At 64.6% G+C, this 18,029-nt stretch carries 16 protein-coding genes and 1 tRNA gene; 10 read left to right on the top strand and 7 right to left on the bottom strand.

All coding sequences use genetic code 11. The features are described from left to right. Positions 1–144 precede the first annotated feature (144 nt). A complete protein-coding gene (locus CXQ81_RS22295) occupies positions 145–1,674 on the top strand; it encodes a DUF2235 domain-containing protein (protein ID WP_101338577.1) in 1,530 nt (509 codons plus the stop codon). Positions 1,675–1,861: 187 nt separating this feature from the next. Here CXQ81_RS22295 and CXQ81_RS22300 read toward each other — a convergent pair whose 3' ends face one another. Next, positions 1,862–3,286, bottom strand: coding sequence for an MFS transporter (locus CXQ81_RS22300; RefSeq protein ID WP_101338578.1), 1,425 nt, complete (start codon positions 3,284–3,286; stop codon positions 1,862–1,864). Positions 3,287–3,426: 140 nt separating this feature from the next. Between CXQ81_RS22300 and CXQ81_RS22305 the strand changes: the two genes are divergently transcribed. Together CXQ81_RS22305 and CXQ81_RS22310 are read left to right on the top strand one after the other, a co-directional pair. Beyond that, positions 3,427–4,317 carry a LysR family transcriptional regulator gene (locus CXQ81_RS22305; RefSeq protein ID WP_101338579.1) on the top strand — a complete coding sequence of 297 codons (891 nt, stop codon included), beginning with the start codon at positions 3,427–3,429 and terminating at the stop codon, positions 4,315–4,317. A gap of 120 nt (positions 4,318–4,437) precedes the next feature. Beyond that, positions 4,438–5,139, top strand: a complete 702-nt coding sequence (locus CXQ81_RS22310; RefSeq protein ID WP_007927903.1) for a hypothetical protein — start codon at positions 4,438–4,440, stop codon at positions 5,137–5,139. 127 nt (positions 5,140–5,266) lie between these two features. On the opposite strand, the gene CXQ81_RS22315 is transcribed toward CXQ81_RS22310, so the two are convergent. Next, positions 5,267–6,895 carry a hybrid sensor histidine kinase/response regulator gene (locus CXQ81_RS22315; RefSeq protein WP_101338580.1) on the bottom strand — a complete coding sequence of 543 codons (1,629 nt, stop codon included), beginning with the start codon at positions 6,893–6,895 and terminating at the stop codon, positions 5,267–5,269. A 113-nt stretch (positions 6,896–7,008) separates the two neighbouring features. On the opposite strand from CXQ81_RS22315, the gene CXQ81_RS22320 reads away from it, so the two are divergent. Together CXQ81_RS22320 and CXQ81_RS22325 are read left to right on the top strand one after the other, a co-directional pair. After that, on the top strand, positions 7,009–7,614 hold the full coding sequence (locus CXQ81_RS22320) for a response regulator transcription factor (protein ID WP_007927901.1): 606 nt from the start codon (positions 7,009–7,011) through the stop codon (positions 7,612–7,614). Positions 7,615–7,719: 105 nt separating this feature from the next. Further along, positions 7,720–8,382 carry a glutathione S-transferase family protein gene (locus tag CXQ81_RS22325; RefSeq protein WP_101338581.1) on the top strand — a complete coding sequence of 221 codons (663 nt, stop codon included), beginning with the start codon at positions 7,720–7,722 and terminating at the stop codon, positions 8,380–8,382. A gap of 127 nt (positions 8,383–8,509) precedes the next feature. Here the strand turns inward: CXQ81_RS22325 and CXQ81_RS22330 are convergent. Beyond that, positions 8,510–8,584 (bottom strand) — tRNA-Gln (locus CXQ81_RS22330). A gap of 428 nt (positions 8,585–9,012) precedes the next feature. Between CXQ81_RS22330 and CXQ81_RS22335 the strand changes: the two genes are divergently transcribed. Further along, positions 9,013–10,725 (top strand): amidase, encoded by a 1,713-nt coding sequence (locus CXQ81_RS22335; RefSeq protein WP_101338582.1) that lies wholly within the window; start codon positions 9,013–9,015, stop codon positions 10,723–10,725. Positions 10,726–10,855: 130 nt separating this feature from the next. Here the strand turns inward: CXQ81_RS22335 and CXQ81_RS22340 are convergent, their stop codons facing one another. Both CXQ81_RS22340 and CXQ81_RS22345 read right to left on the bottom strand, forming a co-directional pair. Then, positions 10,856–11,335 carry an SgcJ/EcaC family oxidoreductase gene (locus CXQ81_RS22340; protein WP_101338583.1) on the bottom strand — a complete coding sequence of 160 codons (480 nt, stop codon included), beginning with the start codon at positions 11,333–11,335 and terminating at the stop codon, positions 10,856–10,858. Positions 11,336–11,351: 16 nt separating this feature from the next. Continuing rightward, a complete protein-coding gene (locus CXQ81_RS22345) occupies positions 11,352–12,338 on the bottom strand; it encodes a zinc-binding alcohol dehydrogenase family protein (RefSeq protein ID WP_007927897.1) in 987 nt (328 codons plus the stop codon). Positions 12,339–12,470: 132 nt separating this feature from the next. On the opposite strand from CXQ81_RS22345, the gene CXQ81_RS22350 reads away from it, so the two are divergent. After that, a complete protein-coding gene (locus CXQ81_RS22350; protein ID WP_101338584.1) occupies positions 12,471–13,358 on the top strand; it encodes a LysR family transcriptional regulator in 888 nt (295 codons plus the stop codon). Positions 13,359–13,394: 36 nt separating this feature from the next. On the opposite strand, the gene CXQ81_RS22355 is transcribed toward CXQ81_RS22350, so the two are convergent. Further along, positions 13,395–14,276, bottom strand: coding sequence for a LysR family transcriptional regulator (locus tag CXQ81_RS22355; RefSeq protein WP_053261993.1), 882 nt, complete (start codon positions 14,274–14,276; stop codon positions 13,395–13,397). A gap of 102 nt (positions 14,277–14,378) precedes the next feature. On the opposite strand from CXQ81_RS22355, the gene CXQ81_RS22360 reads away from it, so the two are divergent. From CXQ81_RS22360 to CXQ81_RS22370, 3 genes are read left to right on the top strand one after another with little or no spacing between them, the layout of a single operon-like run. Further along, positions 14,379–15,437 carry an alkene reductase gene (locus CXQ81_RS22360; RefSeq protein ID WP_101338585.1) on the top strand — a complete coding sequence of 353 codons (1,059 nt, stop codon included), beginning with the start codon at positions 14,379–14,381 and terminating at the stop codon, positions 15,435–15,437. A gap of 10 nt (positions 15,438–15,447) precedes the next feature. Then, positions 15,448–16,284 (top strand): pirin family protein, encoded by an 837-nt coding sequence (locus CXQ81_RS22365; protein WP_101338586.1) that lies wholly within the window; start codon positions 15,448–15,450, stop codon positions 16,282–16,284. 58 nt (positions 16,285–16,342) lie between these two features. Beyond that, on the top strand, positions 16,343–16,927 hold the full coding sequence (locus CXQ81_RS22370) for an isochorismatase family protein (RefSeq protein WP_101338587.1): 585 nt from the start codon (positions 16,343–16,345) through the stop codon (positions 16,925–16,927). Between the two features lie 114 nt (positions 16,928–17,041). On the opposite strand, the gene CXQ81_RS22375 is transcribed toward CXQ81_RS22370, so the two are convergent. After that, entirely contained in the window at positions 17,042–17,920 is an 879-nt protein-coding gene (locus tag CXQ81_RS22375) for a LysR family transcriptional regulator (protein ID WP_101338588.1), read from the bottom strand. Positions 17,921–18,029: the final 109 nt, after the last annotated feature.

Consider the following 18,029-nt stretch of genomic DNA (forward strand, 5'->3'; position numbering starts at 1 on the left):
TCGCCCTGTCAAATCCGGCCCCAATGATGGCATTTTGAACACCCTCGACTAGTGTCACTGAAGCAACCACGGGAGCCTGCCCTTCTGCCCCGGTTGCCTGCATCACCACGCCATCGTCTGTATCTGGTCACGGAGACCTTCGATATGCGCATCGCCCTTCTGTTGAGTTTTGTACTCCTCTCCGCTTGCTCCATAACCAACAATAGCGTGCTGAAACTGCAAACCACACGGAACATTGACTATCAATTGCTGGCAAAAGCCCGGACAACGCTAAAACTCGCGCAGATACCCGCCTGTAAAGAAGGTTTCAACATCAACGACGTCGAAGACGGTTACTTCAAAATCCGTAAACGCTGGCAACTGCTCAACAACTGCCTGTACAGCGACCAAGGCCCCAGAAAACTGGTGGTACTGCTCGACGGCACGGAAAACACCAAGGAGGACAACACCAATATCTGGCGCATGTACAACCAGGCGCTCGAGCAGGCCAAGAACGGGACCAGGGTCATTCCCTATTACGACAAGGGTGTGGCCACTAAGATCACCACCCCCTTCGGCGCGGTGTTCGGCAGCGGGGTCAGCCTGAACATCCGCCAAGCCTACCGTTTTCTGATCGAAGCGTACCGACCAGGTGACGAGATCTATATCTTCGGTTTCAGCCGTGGTGCCTTTACCGCACGCTCCTTGAATGGCTTTATCGAAATCGCCGGACTGCCCAAGAACCTGAAAGCCGATGCTCGCGACGACAGTACCCTATGGGGATGGACCGGCCATATGCACGATGTGGTCGAGGACATGTACGACATCTATAAGTCGAGAAACAAAGGTGTGCCTGGTTTCGATGACGATCTACGAGGTCAGGTGAAAGACTATCGAAAGCGCCACAACATCCTGGTCTACGGAGAGGAGCCCAAGGATCAAAACGAAAAGCAGATCGTGGTCAAAGTCATCGGTGTCTTCGATACCGTACCGGCGGTGGGCGCCAACCTGAAGGAAGAGCCCGACGAACATCGCCTGGAGTTGTACGCCGAGCGCGGTTACCACGCCATGTCCCTGGATGAACAACGGGCGTCGTTCCGCCTGCTGCGTTTCGGCCTGCCGCAAACGAAATCACAGGTATTGGAAGAGGTATGGTTTGCCGGCGTTCATGCAGATATAGGAGGCGGTTACCTCAATGATCCGGATGCTGCCAAGTGCGGTGAAAGCCCGTATGCCAAAGGCGGCCAGGGGCTGGAAACCATCCCGCTGCGCTGGATGTTGGCCAACGTCAGTGACGCCGGCATCTTTGCCAATAGCAGCAGTTGGCCAACCGAGTGCATCGGCGGGCCGCTGCACGATGAATTCCACGATGCCACAGGTTTGACCCATGTCGCCTACAAGAAAGCCGGGCTGATTCGTCGCAAACCGGTGGAACGAGACAAGGTCCATGCCAGCGTGTTCCTGAGAATGGATAAACGCGATTTGAAAGCACCTCATCCTCAGCGCGAACCAAAACCCGAATCTCGCTATGACCCGATCAACCTCGGCTACGCCAGGCGCGATCGCTGCCTGAAGGCCGACCTAGCGCGCAACTACAGCATTGTCGGCACCTATGAACCCAACTGTCCGAAAACCAATGGCCTACGCAGAAAAGCCACCAACAACGATGCGGTGATCCTGGAGAGCCCCCAATAAATCGACAGCCAAACACCTCCAATTGCCCCGCGCCAGCCTCGCATCTGCAGGAGCGAGGCTTGCCCGCGATGGGGCCATTACATGCAACCCACTTCTCGCGTCGAACCAGGGTCCGTCATCGCGGGCAAGCCTCGCTCCTACAGAAGATGTTTGCGGTGGTCAGGTTTTTGCTGACGCTGCCTGCGGGCTAAACCGTCGAATCCACTGCCTGCCGCCCACGCAGCTGGCTGGCCAGCGCAACAGACAACGCCATGACCACCAGCCCCGCGGCCAGGGCGAAGGTGAAGCCCATACCACTGCCGACGGCCTCGGCGCTCGCCGTGCTCAGGTCCCCTGTCACCGCGGCGAACACCGCGCCCATCAGCGAGGCGCCGGTGATCAGCCCGAGGTTGCGCGACAGGTTGAGCAGGCCGGAGATCACTCCGCGCTGTTCGGCGCCCACCTCGCTCATCACCGCGGTGTTGTTGGCGGTCTGAAACGTTGCATAGCCCAGGGTGATGACAACGATGGGCGCCAGGTAGCCGCCAATGCCCAGGCTCGCCGGCAGCAACGCCAGCATCAGGCAACCGAGGACCATGGCGCCGAGACCGGCGAGGATCATCGGCCGCACGCCCAAACGATCGGCGATGCGCCCGGCCGGCACGCCGCTCAGCGCGGTGACACAGGGGCCGAGCGACATCGCCAGGCCCACCGTAAAGGTTTCCAGCCCGAGCCCGTGGGCCAGGTAAAAAGGCCCGACCACCAGCGTTGCCATCATCACCGTCGAGACCAGCGCACTCATGGCCAGGCTGCCGCTCAAGGCCGCATCGCGAAACAGCGCCAGGCGTATCAGCGGCGCGGCCACCCGCGCTTCCACCCAGACAAACAGGCCGGCCGCCATCAGCGCCGCCAACAGCAGCCCGGCGTTGAGCAGGCCGAAATGGCCGCGGCCCAGGGTCATGGCCAGCCCGTAGGCCAGCAGCGTGAGGGCCAGCAGCAAGGTGCCCAGCGGGTCGAACGCGCCTCGTTCAAGGGCCCGCGCCTGACCAGCAGCCGGCAGATACCGATAAGCCAGCACCCAGGTCAGCCCGCCCAACGGCACGCAGGCCAGGAACAACGCCTGCCAGCCGAACCCGGCGATCAATCCCCCGCCCAGGGACGGGCCGAGGGCGGTGCCGATCGCCGACATCGTGCCCAGCAGGCCCATGGCGCTGCCGGTGCGGGCCTTGCTGACCGTCTCGCCAACCAGGGCCAGGGTCAACGCCATCATGATCGCCGCGCCGACGCCCTGCAGCGCCCGGGCGCCGATCAGCATCCCCAGCGTCGGGGCGGCGGCGCAGAGCATCGAGGCCAGGGTGAACAGCAGGATCCCCACCAGCAGCAGGCGCCGCCGTCCCAGCAAATCGCCGAGCCGGCCGACACTGACGATCAGCGCGGTCATCGCCAGCAGGTAGGCAAGGACCACCCACTGCACCTGCTGGAAGCTCGCCCCGAACGCCTGCACCAGGGTCGGCAAGCCCACATTGGCGATGCTGGTGCCCAGCGACGCCAGCAACATCGACAACGACAGGCTGGCCAGCGCCCAGCCGACTGACACAACGTCCGGTTCTGTTCCGCTACTGACTGGCTTCACTCTGCACTCCCGCTCTGACCCGCGCGAAATGGCGCTGTCGCCAATCTAGCCCGCGGTCTAACATGGCGGAAGACGCAGCCTTTGCAGGTTATTCGTGCGTCTGACGCCATCTCACTTTTGTGCCAGACAGGACCACCGCCATGTCCACACCCGATCTCAATCTGCTGATCACCCTCGACGTGCTGCTCGCCGAAGGCAGTGTGGCGCGCGCCGCCCAGCGCCTGCGGCTAAGCCCGTCGGCGATGAGCCGGGCCCTGGCGCGCCTGCGCGAAACCACCGGCGATCCGCTGCTGGTGCGCGCCGGCCGCGGCCTGGTGCCGACCCCGCGCGCCCTGGAACTGCGCGAGCGGGTCGGCCATCTGGTGCAGGACGCCGAAGCCATGTTGCGCCCCGTCGAACGGCTCGACCTGCAGCGCCTGGTGCGCACCTTCACCCTGCGCAGCAGCGACGGTTTCGTCGAGAACTTCGGCCCGGCCCTGGTCGCCCGCCTGCGCGCCGAAGCCCCAGGGGTGCGCCTGCATTTCATGCAGAAAACCAGCAAGGACAGCACGCCCCTGCGCGACGGCACGGTCGACCTCGACACCGGCGTGGTGGACGCCAACGCCAGCCCGGAAATCCATACCCGCGCGCTGTTCCGCGATCGTTTTATCGGCGTGGTGCGCAACGGTCATCCGCTGAGCCGCGGGCCGATCAGCGCCGCCCGTTATGCCGCTGGCGAGCATGTGCTGGTATCGCGCCTGGGCCCAGGTCGCGGGCTGGTGGACGATGCGTTGCAGGCGGCGGGCCTGACGCGCGATATCGCCACTGTCGTTGGCGGTTTCTCCGCCGCCCTGGCCCTGGTCCGCGCCTCGGACCTGATCGCCGCCGTCCCCGAGCGCCACACCCACAACCTGCGCAGCGGCCTGCACAGCTTCGCCCTGCCGCTGGCCACGCCGGAAATCACCGTGTCCATGCTCTGGCATCCACGCATGAACAGCGACCCGGCGCATCGCTGGTTGCGCGAGTGCGTGCGGGAGGTGTGTGGAAAGTGAGGTAAAAAACACGGGGACGGATGATCCAAGGCCGTCATCGGGCGCTTTGCGCCATGCTCACCATGGGCGTGCAGGAAGGATCGCGGTAAAAAGCGCTTCAACGATTTCACTACCACTGGAATGACTCTTGTGAACAAGAAAATAGCCACGACGGCTGCCACTCCTGTCAGCCTGGTCGACTTGCTCCGCGGCACCCGGACTATCGACCCCCTGCGACAGTCCATCGGCATGAAGTGGTCGAGCTTCGAACGTTATGGCGCGGCCTTCCAACCGGTATTCGATGGTGCCAAGGCAATCACCCTGAGCAGAGCGGATGTGTTCAGTGCATTCCAGCAGGATCCCCATCTGGGGGCTCTGAGCGCTATCGCCTGGGGCTTCCCGCGTGGCGGGCTGCCGGGCGGCAGAACGCTTCAACACGCACTGAACGCTCTCCCGTTCATTCTCGAGCAGATTGGCCCAGGCGCCACCTTGAACGACGAGCTATACGAGCAGGTCAACTCACTGCCCAACGTCAAGAACGGCATCACCACCAAGTTGCTGCACTTTGGCGGTATCACGACCAGCGAAGGCCATAGGGCACAGATATACGACTCGAGAATACATAAGTACCTCACTCGGACAAGGCCGCAGGAATATGCGTCCCTGACAGCGAAAATGGCCACTTACCGATACGTTCCAACGCCCTCTCAATACCTTGAATACCTGCGAATCACTGAGCAGGTGGCACTTGAGGTCGGGTACAGCGACCCGTCTCGAGTAGAAATCTTCATGTTCAGCAATGCACCTGAGACACGCAAAGCCCGGCACGGAGCCGAGCCCTGATTCGCGGTGCCTTTCACAGTGGTTCGCGAATCACCGCCCTGGCACATTTGCGCTAATCGACCACCCTCCCCCAGCACCACGGTTTTGCGGCGCGAAGGAAGCGGCCAGGGCTCGCCGAACCGCCCTGTCACGCCTCGGGCATGACCGCCGGCGCAGAATGCTGGCGCAGCGCCCGCAAGCTGCCGCGCAGTTCGGCCGGGCGCACCGGCTTGGACAGGATGGCGATATTGCGGTCGTGCAACGCGGCCTGGATCTTCTCCACCTCATGCCCGGTGAGGATCAGCGCCGGCACCGCCCAGCCGCGCTGCCGGCGCAGGCTGTCGATGCACTCGATGCCCGTGGCGTGGTTGCCCAGGTCATAGTCGGCGACGATGACGTCGCAGTCGCTGACCAGGTCCTTACCGCAAAGCTCGGCCTGGACCACGCAGCCCCAGCGCTCGAGCAAGGCCGAGGTGGCCAGCAGCACGTTGCGATCATCCTCCACCAGGCACACTTTCAAGCCGGTCAGCAGCCCCGCCTGCCGCGCCTCGTCGAGGCTGGCGGCTTGCAACTGCGGTGGCGCCAGGGGCAACCCGTACAGGCTCACCGCCGTGCCGTGGCCCAGCCGCGAACGGATCGCCACCTCGAGCCCCATCAACTGCCCCAGGCGCTTGACGATGGACAGGCCCAGGCCCACGCCTTCGACGTCCTTGTCCCGTAGCTCGCGCACCCGATAGAACTCCTCGAACAGGTTCGGCAGGTGTTCTTCGGCAATCCCCCGGCCCTGGTCATAGATGACGATGGCCAGCCCCGCCCCCCGCTGGCGCACGCCAATCAGCACCGGTCGCCGCGCCGCGTACTTGAAGCAGTTGGATAGCACGTTCTGGACCATGGTGGTGAGCAGCGCCGGGTCCGCCCGGACCCAGTGCGAACAGGGGCGCAGGCGCAGCTCGACCCCAGCCCAGCGTGCGGCTTCGGCGTTCTGCCGCATCTGGTCAGCGAGGAATTCGCCCAGGTGCAGGGTCTGGAAACGGGGTTGCACCCGCCCGTTGTCGAGGGTGTAGAGGTCGAGAATCGAGCGGAACAATTGCGAGACGTTGAGCAGCGAGCGGTCGATGTTGTCCACCAGGCGCCGCTCTTCGTCGCCCAGGCGCGCCTCGCGCAGGCAGGCGGTGAACAGGCCGATGGAGTGGATCGGCTGGCGCAGGTCGTGGCTGGCCTGGGCGAGAAAACGCGACTTTTCCAGGTTGGCGGCAATCGCCTCCTCCGAGGCCTTGCGCGTGCGCTCCAGCAAGATATGGGCGTAGACCGGGATCACCGTGCTGGTGATCATCAGCATCAGCACCATGAAGGGTTGCGCCTGCCACAGCGGCGTCAGGCGATAGACCACCAGCAGCGCCATTAGCGCCAGGGCCGTGGCAATCGCCAGGTAGCGCGAGCCATAGCGCATGCCATTGCCCAGGTTGACCCAGACCATCACCGCGTACAGCGGCAACGCCGCCTCCCCGCCGACCACCAGGCCGAACGAGGTGCCGGTGTAGTCGTGGACCATGCTCAGGATCCGTCGCGCCGGATAATGCCCGGGCCAGTGCACGATGGCCTGGCGCAGGACGATCGACAGCAGCAGGAACAGGACGATATAGATCACGATCGGCAGGTAGGTATCGACCCGCTGCCCGGGCAGGAAACCCAGCACGCCGATATAGGCCACGGCACAGGAACCGACAATAATGCGCAGGTTGGCCTGGTCGAGCTCGGTGTTTTTCTCGAATTTCATGGGGAACATCCTTGTGCGCCAGTCGTCGTACTCGACACGAACCACAGGCAGTTGCCTGGCCCGCTGCTAAAGTAGCTGCCTCAAGGAAAGCTCGACCCAAGGAGAGTCACCCCATGGCATGCCGGATTATCATAGCCGACGATCACCCGCTGTTTCGCGAGGGCATGTTGCGCACGGTCCAGCGCCTGCTGCCGGATGCGCTGATCGAACAGGCCGGCGACCTGGACAGGGTACTCGCCCTGACCCGGGCCGGTGACGAACTGGACACGCTGATCCTCGACCTGCGTTTTCCAGGCCTGACCTGCGTCAGCCAGCTGGCCGAACTGCGCAAGCAATTGCCGCGCACCACCCTGATCGTGGTGTCGATGGTCGATGACCAGACGCTGATCGGCGAGGTCATGGCCGCCGGCGTCGACGGCTTTATCGGCAAGAACATCGCCCCCGACGAGATCGGCCAGGCGGTCCTGGCCATTCGCCAAGGCGAAGTACTGGTCAAGTTCGCCCCTTCCGGCCTGCTGCCGCTGGGCACCGGCGCCACCCTGACCGCGCGCCAGCACGAGGTGCTGCGCCTGATCGCCCAGGGCAAGACCAACAAGGAAATCGCCCGCGAACTGGAGATCTCGCCCTTCACCGTGCGCATCCATGTGTCGTCGCTGCTGCGCATCCTCAATGTGCCATCACGGGCCGCGGCGGCGGTGAAATATTCAGGGGGGCTGTAGCCCGGTTCGTCGCCTGCCGACGCGTGGCCATCCAGGCAGGCCGATACTGTGTGGGTTTCCCTGCTGGCACGTCGTGCGCCCCACCCTTCACCGAGGAACCGGAACATGCCGCTGACCCTGTATTTCCATCCCCTGTCGTCGTTCTGCCACAAGGTGCTGATCGCCCTGTACGAACACGGCATCGCCTTTGAAAAACGCATCATCGACCTGGCCAACGACGCCGACCGGGCCGAGCTGCAAAGCCTGTGGCCGCTGGGCAAGTTCCCGGTCATCCGCGATCACGCCCGGCAGCGCGATGTGCCGGAATCGAGTGTGATCATCGAGTACCTGGATCGGTTTTATCGGGGCCGGCAGCCATTGATTCCGGATGATTGGGACAGCGCGCTGGAGGTCCGGCTGTGGGACCGTTTTTTCGATTGCCATGTCCAGGGGCCGATGCAGCGGATAGTCGCCGATCGCCTGTATGGCACCAATGGGGACCTGAGCCGGGAACGCGCAGCCCTGCTGAGCGCATACACCATGCTCGAACGGCGCCTGGCCTCGAGGACCTGGGTGGCCAGCCCGGACTTCAGCCTGGCCGATTGCGCCGCCGCCCCGGCCTTGTTCTATGCCAGCACGCTGGTGGCCTTTGCCGATGACCATCGCCATTTGCGCGCCTATTTCGAGCGGCTGATACAGCGCCCCTCGTTCCAGCGGGTCATCGACGAAGCCCGGCCCTACTTTGTCCACTACCCGTTTGCCGAGGCCATTGCGCCGCGCTTTCGCTAGCCGCCGAACCAGAGCTGAGGTGATGGGAATATTCCGGGCACACAAAAGCGGGCCGCTTGAGCATCCGGATGGAGCCGAGGCCGTGCCTTGGGGGGAGCGTTTGATAAATAGAGGGAGGGATGAGAAATGGCAGGGGCGGCTGGATTCGAACCAACGCATGGCAGGATCAAAACCTGCTGCCTTACCGCTTGGCGACGCCCCTATCTCTGCTGTTGCTTGCTTTCACTGCAAGCCCCGTGGGGGCCTCTGCAAGAACGCGCGGAAATTTATCAACTTTTTCGTCGTCTGTGAAGTCAAAGATGCATAAATTTGTTTTTAAAACAGCTACTTACTTTTTGGGGCCTGAGTGAGGTAAAAACCGCCGATGCCCGGCAACCGCTATACGGCGGGCGCCAGTCGCCGATCAGCCGCCAACAACGACGGCGAAACCTTTAACGATTCCCCGCCGGCAACTTGGTGCAAAATACCCCGCTCAGGTTGTAGCCCAGCCCCAGTCGCGTCGTGCCGCGCAACGAGAACCAATATGAACACCCATTGTGAGATAAGCGATGTGCCCAAGCCGCCCCAACCCCAGCGCCAGTGTGATGGCAACTTTCACTACATCACCCCTCAGCAGCCGGCGGTAACAGCATGATCGAAGTCACCGAGGTTTCCATTGCCCAACTGCGCGCCGCGCTCGAAGCTGGCCAGACCACGGCGGTCGAACTGGTCCAGGCCTATCTCGCCAGGATCGATGCCTACGACGGCCCCGATACGCCTACCGCCCTCAATGCGGTAGTGGTACGCAACCCCGACGCGCTCAAGGAAGCCCAGACCTCCGACGCCCGCCGGGCCAAGGGTGAAACCCTGGGTCCGCTCGATGGAATACCCTACACCGCCAAGGACAGCTATCTGGTCAAGGGCCTCACCGCGGCTTCCGGCAGCCCCGCCTTCGCCAGGCTGATCGCCTATCGCGACGCGTTCACCATCGAACGGCTGCGCGCCGCCGGGGCGATCTGCCTGGGCAAGACCAATATGCCGCCCATGGCCAACGGCGGCATGCAGCGCGGAGTCTATGGCCGCGCGGAAAGCCCGTACAACGCCGCCTACCTCACCGCACCGTTCGCCTCGGGCTCGTCGAACGGCGCGGGTACCGCCACCGCCGCCAGCTTCGCCGCCTTTGGCCTGGCAGAGGAAACCTGGTCCAGCGGCCGGGGACCTGCCTCGAACAACGGCTTGTGTGCCTATACCCCGTCGCGCGGGGTGATCTCGGTGCGCGGCAACTGGCCGCTGACCCCGACCATGGACGTGGTGGTGCCCTATGCCCGGACCATGGCCGACCTGCTCGAAGTGCTCGACGTGGTGGTCGCCGAGGACCCGGACACCCGTGGCGATCTGTGGCGCCTGCAACCCTGGGTGCCGATTCCCAGCGTGGCCTCGGTGCGCCCGGCGTCCTATCAGGAACTGGCCGCCAGCAGCAGCGCCCTGGCCGGCAAGCGCTTCGGCGTGCCGCGCATGTACATCAACGCCGACCCCGAGGCGGGCACCAGCGAGGCGCCGGGGATCGGTGGCCCGACCGGGCAACGCATCGACACCCGCCCTTCGGTGATCGGCCTCTGGCAGCAGGCGCGCCAGGCGCTCGAAGCCGCCGGCGCCGAGGTGCTCGAAGTGGATTTCCCCCTGGTGTCCAATTGCGAGGGCGATCGCCCCGGCGCGCCGACGGTGTTCAACCGCGGCCTGGTGTCCAAGGAGTTCCTGCACCATGAGTTGTGGGACCTGACCGCCTGGGCCTTCGATGACTTCCTGCAAGCCAACGGCGACCCGCAGCTCAATCGCCTGGTGGACGTCGACGGCCCGCTGATTTTCCCTCACGACCCGGGCACCCTGCCCAATCGCGAAGGCGACCTCGCCGCCGGCATGGACGAGTACGTGAAGATGGCCGAGCGCGGCATCACCCCCTGGGACCAGATCCCCAGCGTGCCCGACGGCCTGCGCGGCCTGGAGAAAACCCGCAAGCTCGACCTCGAGGACTGGATGGACCGTCTCGGCCTTGATGCGGTGATCTTCCCCACCGTGGCCGACGTCGGCCCGGCCAATGCCGATGTCGACCCGGCGTCCGCGGACATTGCCTGGAGCAATGGCGTCTGGGTGGCCAACGGCAACCTCGCCATCCGCCACCTGGGCGTGCCCACGGTCACCGTGCCGATGGGCGTCATGCCGGACATCGGCATGCCTGTCGGGCTGACCTTCGCCGGCCGCGCCTACGACGATTCGAACCTGCTGCGCCTGGCGGCGGCCTACGAGTCCACCGGCAGCAAACGCCTGATCCCGCCGCGCACTCCGGCGTTGCTGGCAGGCGAATAATCGGCGGGTAAACAAGCAAGGGCGGGATGGAGCATGACCAGCTCCAATCCCACCCGCTAACAGCGCGCTTGAACACCGAGCCCCATCCGTGGCCTGTTCCAAGGCAGCGCCGCGCCTCTGCTTCCTTCAGCTACTTGCGTGGCTGGGTGGTCGAGAAGATATAGCGTGCAAAACGCCATTGGCCATCGCTTTCTCGATGCAACAGGAAAACCTCCTGATTGCCTTCACTGCTGGCAGGCTGATCCCCCTTCAGCAACTTCACCGTACCGTTGGAACGGGTCCGGGCGAACGCCCAGTCCCGTGACAGCGGTTGGATTTCATCGATGGTGAAACGCACGTCGAGCCTGAGCAGGTCGAAGATCTGCCGATACGCCGCGCGTATCGCGTCACTTCCCACGGCCGGCGGGCTGTTCTGCGGCATAAACACCGCGTCGCCGGCATACAGGGTCATGACGTGGTCAAGGTCGGATGCGTTCAACGCCGTTTCATAGCGCTTGAGCTGTTGGGTGACCGCCGCCGTCACGCCTGTCTCGGCGGCTGGCTGGGCAGCCTGGGCCGCCAGGGGCAGCAACAGGCTGGCAAGCACCAATGTGATCAATCGAATACCCATGATGTTCTCCTTGAGATCAAAGCACGACGACGAGCTTGCCCAGTGCGCGATCGCTTTCTATCAGGCGATGCGCCTCGCGGACTTCGTCAAAGGCAAAGGTTCGGGTATGGATGGACGGTATGCGCTGGGCGGCGAGTTCCTTGGCCAGCCACGGCAGCGGAGTGTCCTGCAGGGGTAGGGCCGGCGTACCGAACAAGCCGCTCGGGAAGAAGTTCAGACGCACGCCCGCGGGCAGGTCCTGCATCAGGTGGAACTGCTCCAGAATCGGCGCGCCGCCGAGCAGCCCGATCACGCTCACCGCACCGAAGGGGCGCAGGGTCTTGAGGGTATCTCGCAGTGTGGGCGCGCCAACGACTTCCAGGGCCGCATCGACCCCAGCAGACGCGATTTCGCGGATGCGCGGGGCGATATCGCCGTTGTCGACCACCACCACGTCGGCCCCTGCCTGGTAAAGGCGCTGGCTGTTTTCCGGGTTGCGGGTGGTGGCGATGACTTTTAATCCACGAGCCTTGGCATAGGTGATGGCGGCCAGGCCAACCGATGAGGTGCCTCCGCGAACCAGCAAGGTCTGGCCCTTCTGGATGCCCAGGCTCTTGTCCAGCGCACCCCATACCGTGAGGTAGGCCTCCGGCAGCGTAGCCAGTTGTTCCCAGGACAAAGAAGTGTCATCCAGCGCAATCACGTTGCTGCGTAGCACCGTCACCTGCTCGGCGTAGCTGCCATTGCGGGTGAACTGCATGCCGCCCATGGCCGTGACCACCCGCTGGCCCGTGCGCAACAGACCCGAGGGGTCCTGGATGACTTCACCTACCGCCTCGATGCCCGGCACCCGAGGTGCGCTGATGGCGCCCATCTTGCCAGCGCGCAGATAGGTTTCGGCGCGGTTGAGACCAAAGGCGCGGACGCGGATCTGGACTTCGTCGGCCGTCGGCTCGGGGGACGGGATATCCCGCAATTGCAGGACTTGCGGGCCACCGGTCTGTTCGATCACATAAGCTTTCATGCTGGAATTCCTCAAGTACGTTGTGGGTCGGAGCGATTGCCGTCAAGGCAGTGGCGTCACTATCCTTCAAGCGAAACTGGAAGATAATCCACACAACAGATAGGCTTCCTCTCATAAACGAGAGGATCAGCCATGGACTTCAACGCCGTCCGGATGTTTGTCAGCGTGGCGCAGGCCGGCAGCCTTTCCGCCGCCGCCGAGCGCCTGGAGATTCCCCTGCCCACCTTGAGCCGACGCATTCGCGAGCTCGAACAGCAGCTGAAAGTGCAACTGCTCGAACGCTCGGTACGGGGCACCAAGCTCACCGACTCGGGGGCGCGCCTGTACGAACACGCCAGCCGCGGTATCGAGGCGCTGATCGAAGGGGAACAGGCGGTGATCAGCGATCAGGCCCTGTTGAAAGGCCGCTTGCGGCTGTCGTTGCCGCCCTCGTTCGAACCCTGGTGGGATGTGCTGTCGGCGTTCCAGCGCCGCTACCCGCAGGTCGAGGTCAGCGTCCATACCACGGAGCGACGCATCGACCTCATCGAAGACGGCGTGGATGTGGCGTTACGGGTCGGCGCGATTACCCATGAGACCATGGTCGCCCGCCGCCTGCTGAGCTATCGCCACCTGCTGGTAGCCAGCCCGGCGTTGCTTGAGCGGCTGGGCCCGCCCCGCAGCGTCGAGGCGCTGAATGCTTACCCCTGCGGAGTCTGGAGCCAGGGCAGCCCGGGGACCTGGCAGTTGGGAGAGGTGGCCTTCAAGCCCAGGGCCATGCTCGCCACCAACGACTATGCGCACCTGCGCAGCCGGGCGCTGGCCGGTGACCTGGTGACGGAACTGCCGCCCTTCCTCGCGGCGCGTGCCATCCGCGAAGGCCGGCTGCTGGCGCTGCTGCCCGACTATCCCTTGCCCGAGCAGCAAATCAATCTGCTCTACCCGTCCCACCGTCACCCCTCGGCCATCGTGCGGGCGTACCTGGACTTCTCCCAGGGGTACATGGGCTACCTGACAGACGTGTCGTCCACTCAGCAGTGATTCGCTCCTGAAGGGCCCAGGCACGACCCGAATCGATCAGCCCTCCTCCAGCCGCTCCCGCAGGAACTCGATAAAGCGCTGGGTCTTCGCCGGCAGCAGGCGGGTTTCGGTGAGCGCGTAGACAGGGATGGGGCTGGCTTGCCACTGCGGCATTACCCTGCACAGGCTGCCGTTGGCCAGCTCCTCGGCGACTATGCCTTGCGCCAGCACGGCGATGCCCAGGTCGAGCGTCGCCAGGCGGCGGATCAGGCCCACGCTGTTGAGCTGGAAGCGCCCGCCCACCTCAATCTCCAGCGTTTCGCCTGGACGGGACAGCGTCCAGTTGTCGGCTTTGGGCGAGCGCAGGCGCAGGCATTCATGCCCCGCCAGATCTTGCGGATGAGCCGGCTCGCCGAACCGTTCGAGATAAGCCGGTGAGGCGTACAAAAAGCGCGGCAGGCTGGCGAGCTTGCGCGCGATCAGGTTCGAGCTCGGTGGCTCGCCCATGCGAATGACCACATCGACCGGCTCGCTGATCAAATCGACCTGGCGCGGCGTCAGGTCGAAATCGAAGCTGATGCCCGGGTAACGGCCGGCGAACTCGGCGATCAGCGGCGCCAGGTAGATGGTGGCGAAATCCACCGGCAGCGAGGCGCGCAACAGGCCGCTGGGCCGCGCCAGCATTTCCCCCAGTTGCTCGTGGGCGAGCCGGGCCTCCTCGACGATGCGCTTGCAGCGCTCGAAGTACAGTTGCCCCGCCTCGGTCAGTTCGATCTTGCGAGTGGTGCGGTGCAGCAGCCGCAGGCCGATGGCCTTCTCCAGGCCGCTGATGCGCCGCGACAAGGTCGAGTTCGGCATCTCCATCGCTTGCGCCGCGCGGCGGAAACTGCGCGCCTTCACCACCTCGACGAACAGCGCCATATCGTTCAGAAACTCCACGCCGATTGCTCCACTAATGGATCAGTCATTTCAATTTAGACGGATTTATCCCGACTTTGGATTGATCGATGATAACCACATCGCCCATTGAGGAGCACTGCCATGAGTTCGCTTTTTTCCCCCGTCCAAGTAGGTCGCCACCACTTGTCCAACCGCCTGGTCATGGCGCCCATGACCCGTTCCCGCGCCGATGATGCCGGGGTGCCCAGCGAGTTGGCGGTGACCTATTACGCCCAGCGCGCCGGCGCCGGCCTGATCGTTTCCGAGGGGGTATTCCCCGCCGCCCTGGGCAAGGGCTACGTGCGTACCCCGGGGATCGAAACCGCGGCACAGGTGGCGGCCTGGAAGCAGGTCAGCACGGCGGTGCACGCGCGCGGCGGGAAGATCTTCATGCAACTGATGCACTGCGGGCGCATCTCTCACCCTTCGCTGCTGCCTGAAGGCGCCCTGCCCCTGGCCCCTTCAGCGATCAGGCCGGCGGGCCAGACCTGGACCGCGACCGGCCTGCAGGACTTCGTCACCCCCCATGCACTGAGCGTGGAAGAAATCGCCACAGTGGTCGCGGGCTATCGGCAGGCCGCACGCCTGGCCATCGAGGCGGGTTTCGACGGGGTCGAGCTGCATGGCGCCTCGGGTTATCTGCCGGAACAGTTCCTCTCGTCCGGCAGCAACCAGCGCAGCGATGCCTACGGCGGCTCGGTGGAGAACCGCGCGCGTTTTGTCCTCGAGGTACTGGCGGCGGTGACAGCGGAAATCGGCGGTGACCGGGTTGGCCTGAAGATCTCGCCGGAAATGAACTTCAACGACATCACCGATGCCAACCCGCAACAGACCTACCGCTACCTGGTGGAGCAGTTGCGCGGACTCGACCTGGCCTACCTGCACGTGGCCCTGTTCGGCGCCAGCGTCGACTACCACGCCCTGTTGCACCCACTGTTCGACGGCCGCTACCTGATCGGTGGCGGGCTCGACCAGCAGGCCGCTGAAACGCTGCTCGCCGATGGCCTGGCCGACGCCGTGGTGTTTGGCGCGGCCTTCCTCGCCAACCCGGACCTGCCCGAGCGTTTCCGCCGGGGCGCCGAGCTGAATGCACCGCACAAGGAGACCTTCTACAGCCCGGGCGCGCAAGGCTATACCGACTACCCGAACCTGGGCGCCTGAGGACACCGCCATGACCCATATCGCACGCCTGCAACGGATGAACCACGGCAGCCACTTCCGTGCCTTCACCCTGCGCGGTGGCCAGCCCGCCACGTCCATCGACCCCTTCCTCGCGGTCGACCACGCCTGGACCAGCGGGCCGACGTTCCCGCCGCACCCCCATGCCGGTTTTTCCGCGGTGTCCTACCTGTTCCTCGACTCCGAGACCGGGATCGACAACCGCGACTCCCTGGGCAACCGCAACCTGATCCAGCCCGGCGGCCTGCACTGGACCGCCGCGGGCACGGGCGTGGTGCATGAAGAAGTGCCCACCGAGACAGGCAAGACCGTGCACATGCTGCAGGTGTTCATCAACCTGCCACTGCACCTGCAGGGCGGCGCGCCGTTCGTCTTCAGCCTCGAAGCCGAGGACGTGCCGGTGGTGCAGTTACCGGGGGTGAAAGTCCGGGTGCCACTGGGCCGCTTCGCGGATCTCCATTCGCCGCTGTCGCTGCCCACCGAGGTCAGCTTGCTGGACATCTCCCTGGAGCCAGGCGCGCAGGTGACGGTGCCGATCGCGGCCGGCCATGGCGCCTTCGTGATGCCGATCGACGGTGAACTGTCGGTCGATGGCCAGCCCTTCGACCTAATGCACGCCCGACTGCCAGTGAGCCTGCCACAACCCGAAGAACGCCAGCTCAGCCTGCGGGCGGACCAGGGGCCGGCGAAGGCGGTGCTGTTTTCCGGCCGCCCCCTGGGGCAACCGGTGTATTGGCAGGGGCCGCTGGCCCTTGCCTCGCAAGAGGCGCTGGCCGCGGCCGTCGAGGCCTACCAGCGCGGCGCGTTCGGCACGCTGCAAGCGCGCTGATCGCCCTAGATCAACCCCGGGGCGCAAGCGCCCAATCTCACCTACCAGGAGCACCATCATGTCCTACGAAAAATTCAGTGCCGAAAATGCCGCCCTACTGTTGATCGACCACCAAGTGGGGACCATGGGCTGGGTGAAATCCATTCCCTTCGAAGAGATGAAACGCAACGCGCTGATGCTCGCCAAGGCCGCCAGTATCCTGCAACTGCCGGTGGTCCTGACTTCGAGCATGGAGGAATACGCCCAGGGGCCACTGCTGAGCGAACTGGAACAGATCCTGCCCGGCGAGTTCGCCGCCCGCGTCAAGCGCCTGGGGATCGTCAACGCCATGGACGATGACAACTTCGCCAAGGCGGTCCAGGCCACCGGTCGCAAGAAACTGATCATTGCCGGGGTCACCAATGACGTCTGCACGGTGTACCCGGCCCTGAGCCTGGTGCGCGATGGCTATGAGGTGCAGGTGGTGGCTGACGCCGGCGGTTCACCCAGCGCCATGGCCGATGACATCGCCCTGCGCCGGATGGACAAGGGCGGCGTGACCCTGACCAGTACCAACCAGCTGATCGCCGAACTCGCGGGAAGCTGGGCGACGCCACAAGGCGGTCAACTGGTGCAGGTACTGATGACCGCGCTGCAAGGCTGAGTCGCGCGAAAAACGATCACCAGAACGGCGCCAGGCGGTTCTGGCGATCCGCATTGGCGCCCTCCCCGTCCGCACGCTATGCGCCCAGGGAAACACCTGGTCTTCAGACCGTCTTCAGCCCTCCTGCACGGTCCCCAACAGCCATTCCTTGAACGCCAGCATCGCCGGGCTTTGCGCCCTGGACTGCAAGCGGGTCAGCCAATAGCTGCCGGTGGTGATGCCCAGCGCGAACGGCTGGACGATGCTGCCGGCGTGCAACTGCCGGGAGAACATCAGCGGCGGCGCCAGGGCCACGCCTATACCCTGCTGCGCGGCTTCCATCATGCCCAGGGACGAGTCGAAGACGATGCTGCGCGCAGGCAGGGTGCTGGCCGGCAAGCCGGCGGCGCTGAACCATTCCGGCCATTCGTCGGTGCGGTAGGAGCGCAGCAGGGTCTGGCCGAGCAGGTCGGCGGGGCTGCGCAGCTGCCGAGCCAGTTCCGGCACGCAGAGCACCGACAGCGGTGCTTCCAATAGCTGGACAGCATCGGTGCCGTGCCAGGCGCCGTTGCCGAAGCGGATGGCGTAGTCCAGGCCTTCGGCGGCGACGTCGACCCGGTTGTTGTGGGTCGACAGGCGCAGGTCGATAAACGGGTGGCGGGCCTGGAAGTCCTCCAGGCGCGGCAACAACCAGCCGACGGCAAAGGTGCCGACCGCGCCGACGCTGAGCATTTCGCGGTAGTGCCCGCCTTCGAAGCGGCCGAGTGTTTCGGCGATGCGGTCGAAACACTCGCACAGCACCGGTAGCAGGGTTTCGCCCTCGCTGGTCAGCATCAGCCCGCGGGGCAGGCGCTTGAACAGGGTCACGTTGAGCTGGGCCTCAAGGCTTTTCACCTGATGACTGACCGCCGCCTGGGTCACGCACAGCTCGATGGCCGCGCGGGTAAAACTCAAATGCCGCGCCGAGGCCTCGAAGGCGCGCAGGGCATTCAGCGGCAGATGGGGTCGGATCATGACCACTCCCTAGTTTTTCTAATGGCTCCTGCGAAATATCGTCGTTTGCCGATCCTTCGCCGACCGCCTACATTGAGCCGGCTCGCAGCGCCCTGCTCCCTGACTGCAA

Source organism: Pseudomonas sp. 09C 129 (assembly GCF_002843625.1).
In the GTDB taxonomy this organism is placed as follows: Bacteria; Pseudomonadota; Gammaproteobacteria; order Pseudomonadales; family Pseudomonadaceae; genus Aquipseudomonas; species Aquipseudomonas chlororaphis.

Excerpts from the sequence above, each read along its gene's own strand:
- CXQ81_RS22295 (WP_101338577.1), top strand. The coding sequence starts at position 145 with ATGCGCATCGCCCTTCTGTTGAGTTTTGTACTCCTCTCCGCTTGCTCC.
- CXQ81_RS22305 (WP_101338579.1), top strand. The coding sequence starts at position 3,427 with ATGTCCACACCCGATCTCAATCTGCTGATCACCCTCGACGTGCTGCTC.
- CXQ81_RS22310 (WP_007927903.1), top strand. The coding sequence starts at position 4,438 with ATGACTCTTGTGAACAAGAAAATAGCCACGACGGCTGCCACTCCTGTC.
- CXQ81_RS22315 (WP_101338580.1), bottom strand. The coding sequence starts at position 6,895 with ATGAAATTCGAGAAAAACACCGAGCTCGACCAGGCCAACCTGCGCATT.
- CXQ81_RS22320 (WP_007927901.1), top strand. The coding sequence starts at position 7,009 with ATGGCATGCCGGATTATCATAGCCGACGATCACCCGCTGTTTCGCGAG.
- CXQ81_RS22325 (WP_101338581.1), top strand. The coding sequence starts at position 7,720 with ATGCCGCTGACCCTGTATTTCCATCCCCTGTCGTCGTTCTGCCACAAG.
- CXQ81_RS22335 (WP_101338582.1), top strand. The coding sequence starts at position 9,013 with ATGATCGAAGTCACCGAGGTTTCCATTGCCCAACTGCGCGCCGCGCTC.
- CXQ81_RS22340 (WP_101338583.1), bottom strand. The coding sequence starts at position 11,335 with ATGGGTATTCGATTGATCACATTGGTGCTTGCCAGCCTGTTGCTGCCC.
- CXQ81_RS22345 (WP_007927897.1), bottom strand. The coding sequence starts at position 12,338 with ATGAAAGCTTATGTGATCGAACAGACCGGTGGCCCGCAAGTCCTGCAA.
- CXQ81_RS22350 (WP_101338584.1), top strand. The coding sequence starts at position 12,471 with ATGGACTTCAACGCCGTCCGGATGTTTGTCAGCGTGGCGCAGGCCGGC.
- CXQ81_RS22360 (WP_101338585.1), top strand. The coding sequence starts at position 14,379 with ATGAGTTCGCTTTTTTCCCCCGTCCAAGTAGGTCGCCACCACTTGTCC.
- CXQ81_RS22365 (WP_101338586.1), top strand. The coding sequence starts at position 15,448 with ATGACCCATATCGCACGCCTGCAACGGATGAACCACGGCAGCCACTTC.
- CXQ81_RS22370 (WP_101338587.1), top strand. The coding sequence starts at position 16,343 with ATGTCCTACGAAAAATTCAGTGCCGAAAATGCCGCCCTACTGTTGATC.
- CXQ81_RS22375 (WP_101338588.1), bottom strand. The coding sequence starts at position 17,920 with ATGATCCGACCCCATCTGCCGCTGAATGCCCTGCGCGCCTTCGAGGCC.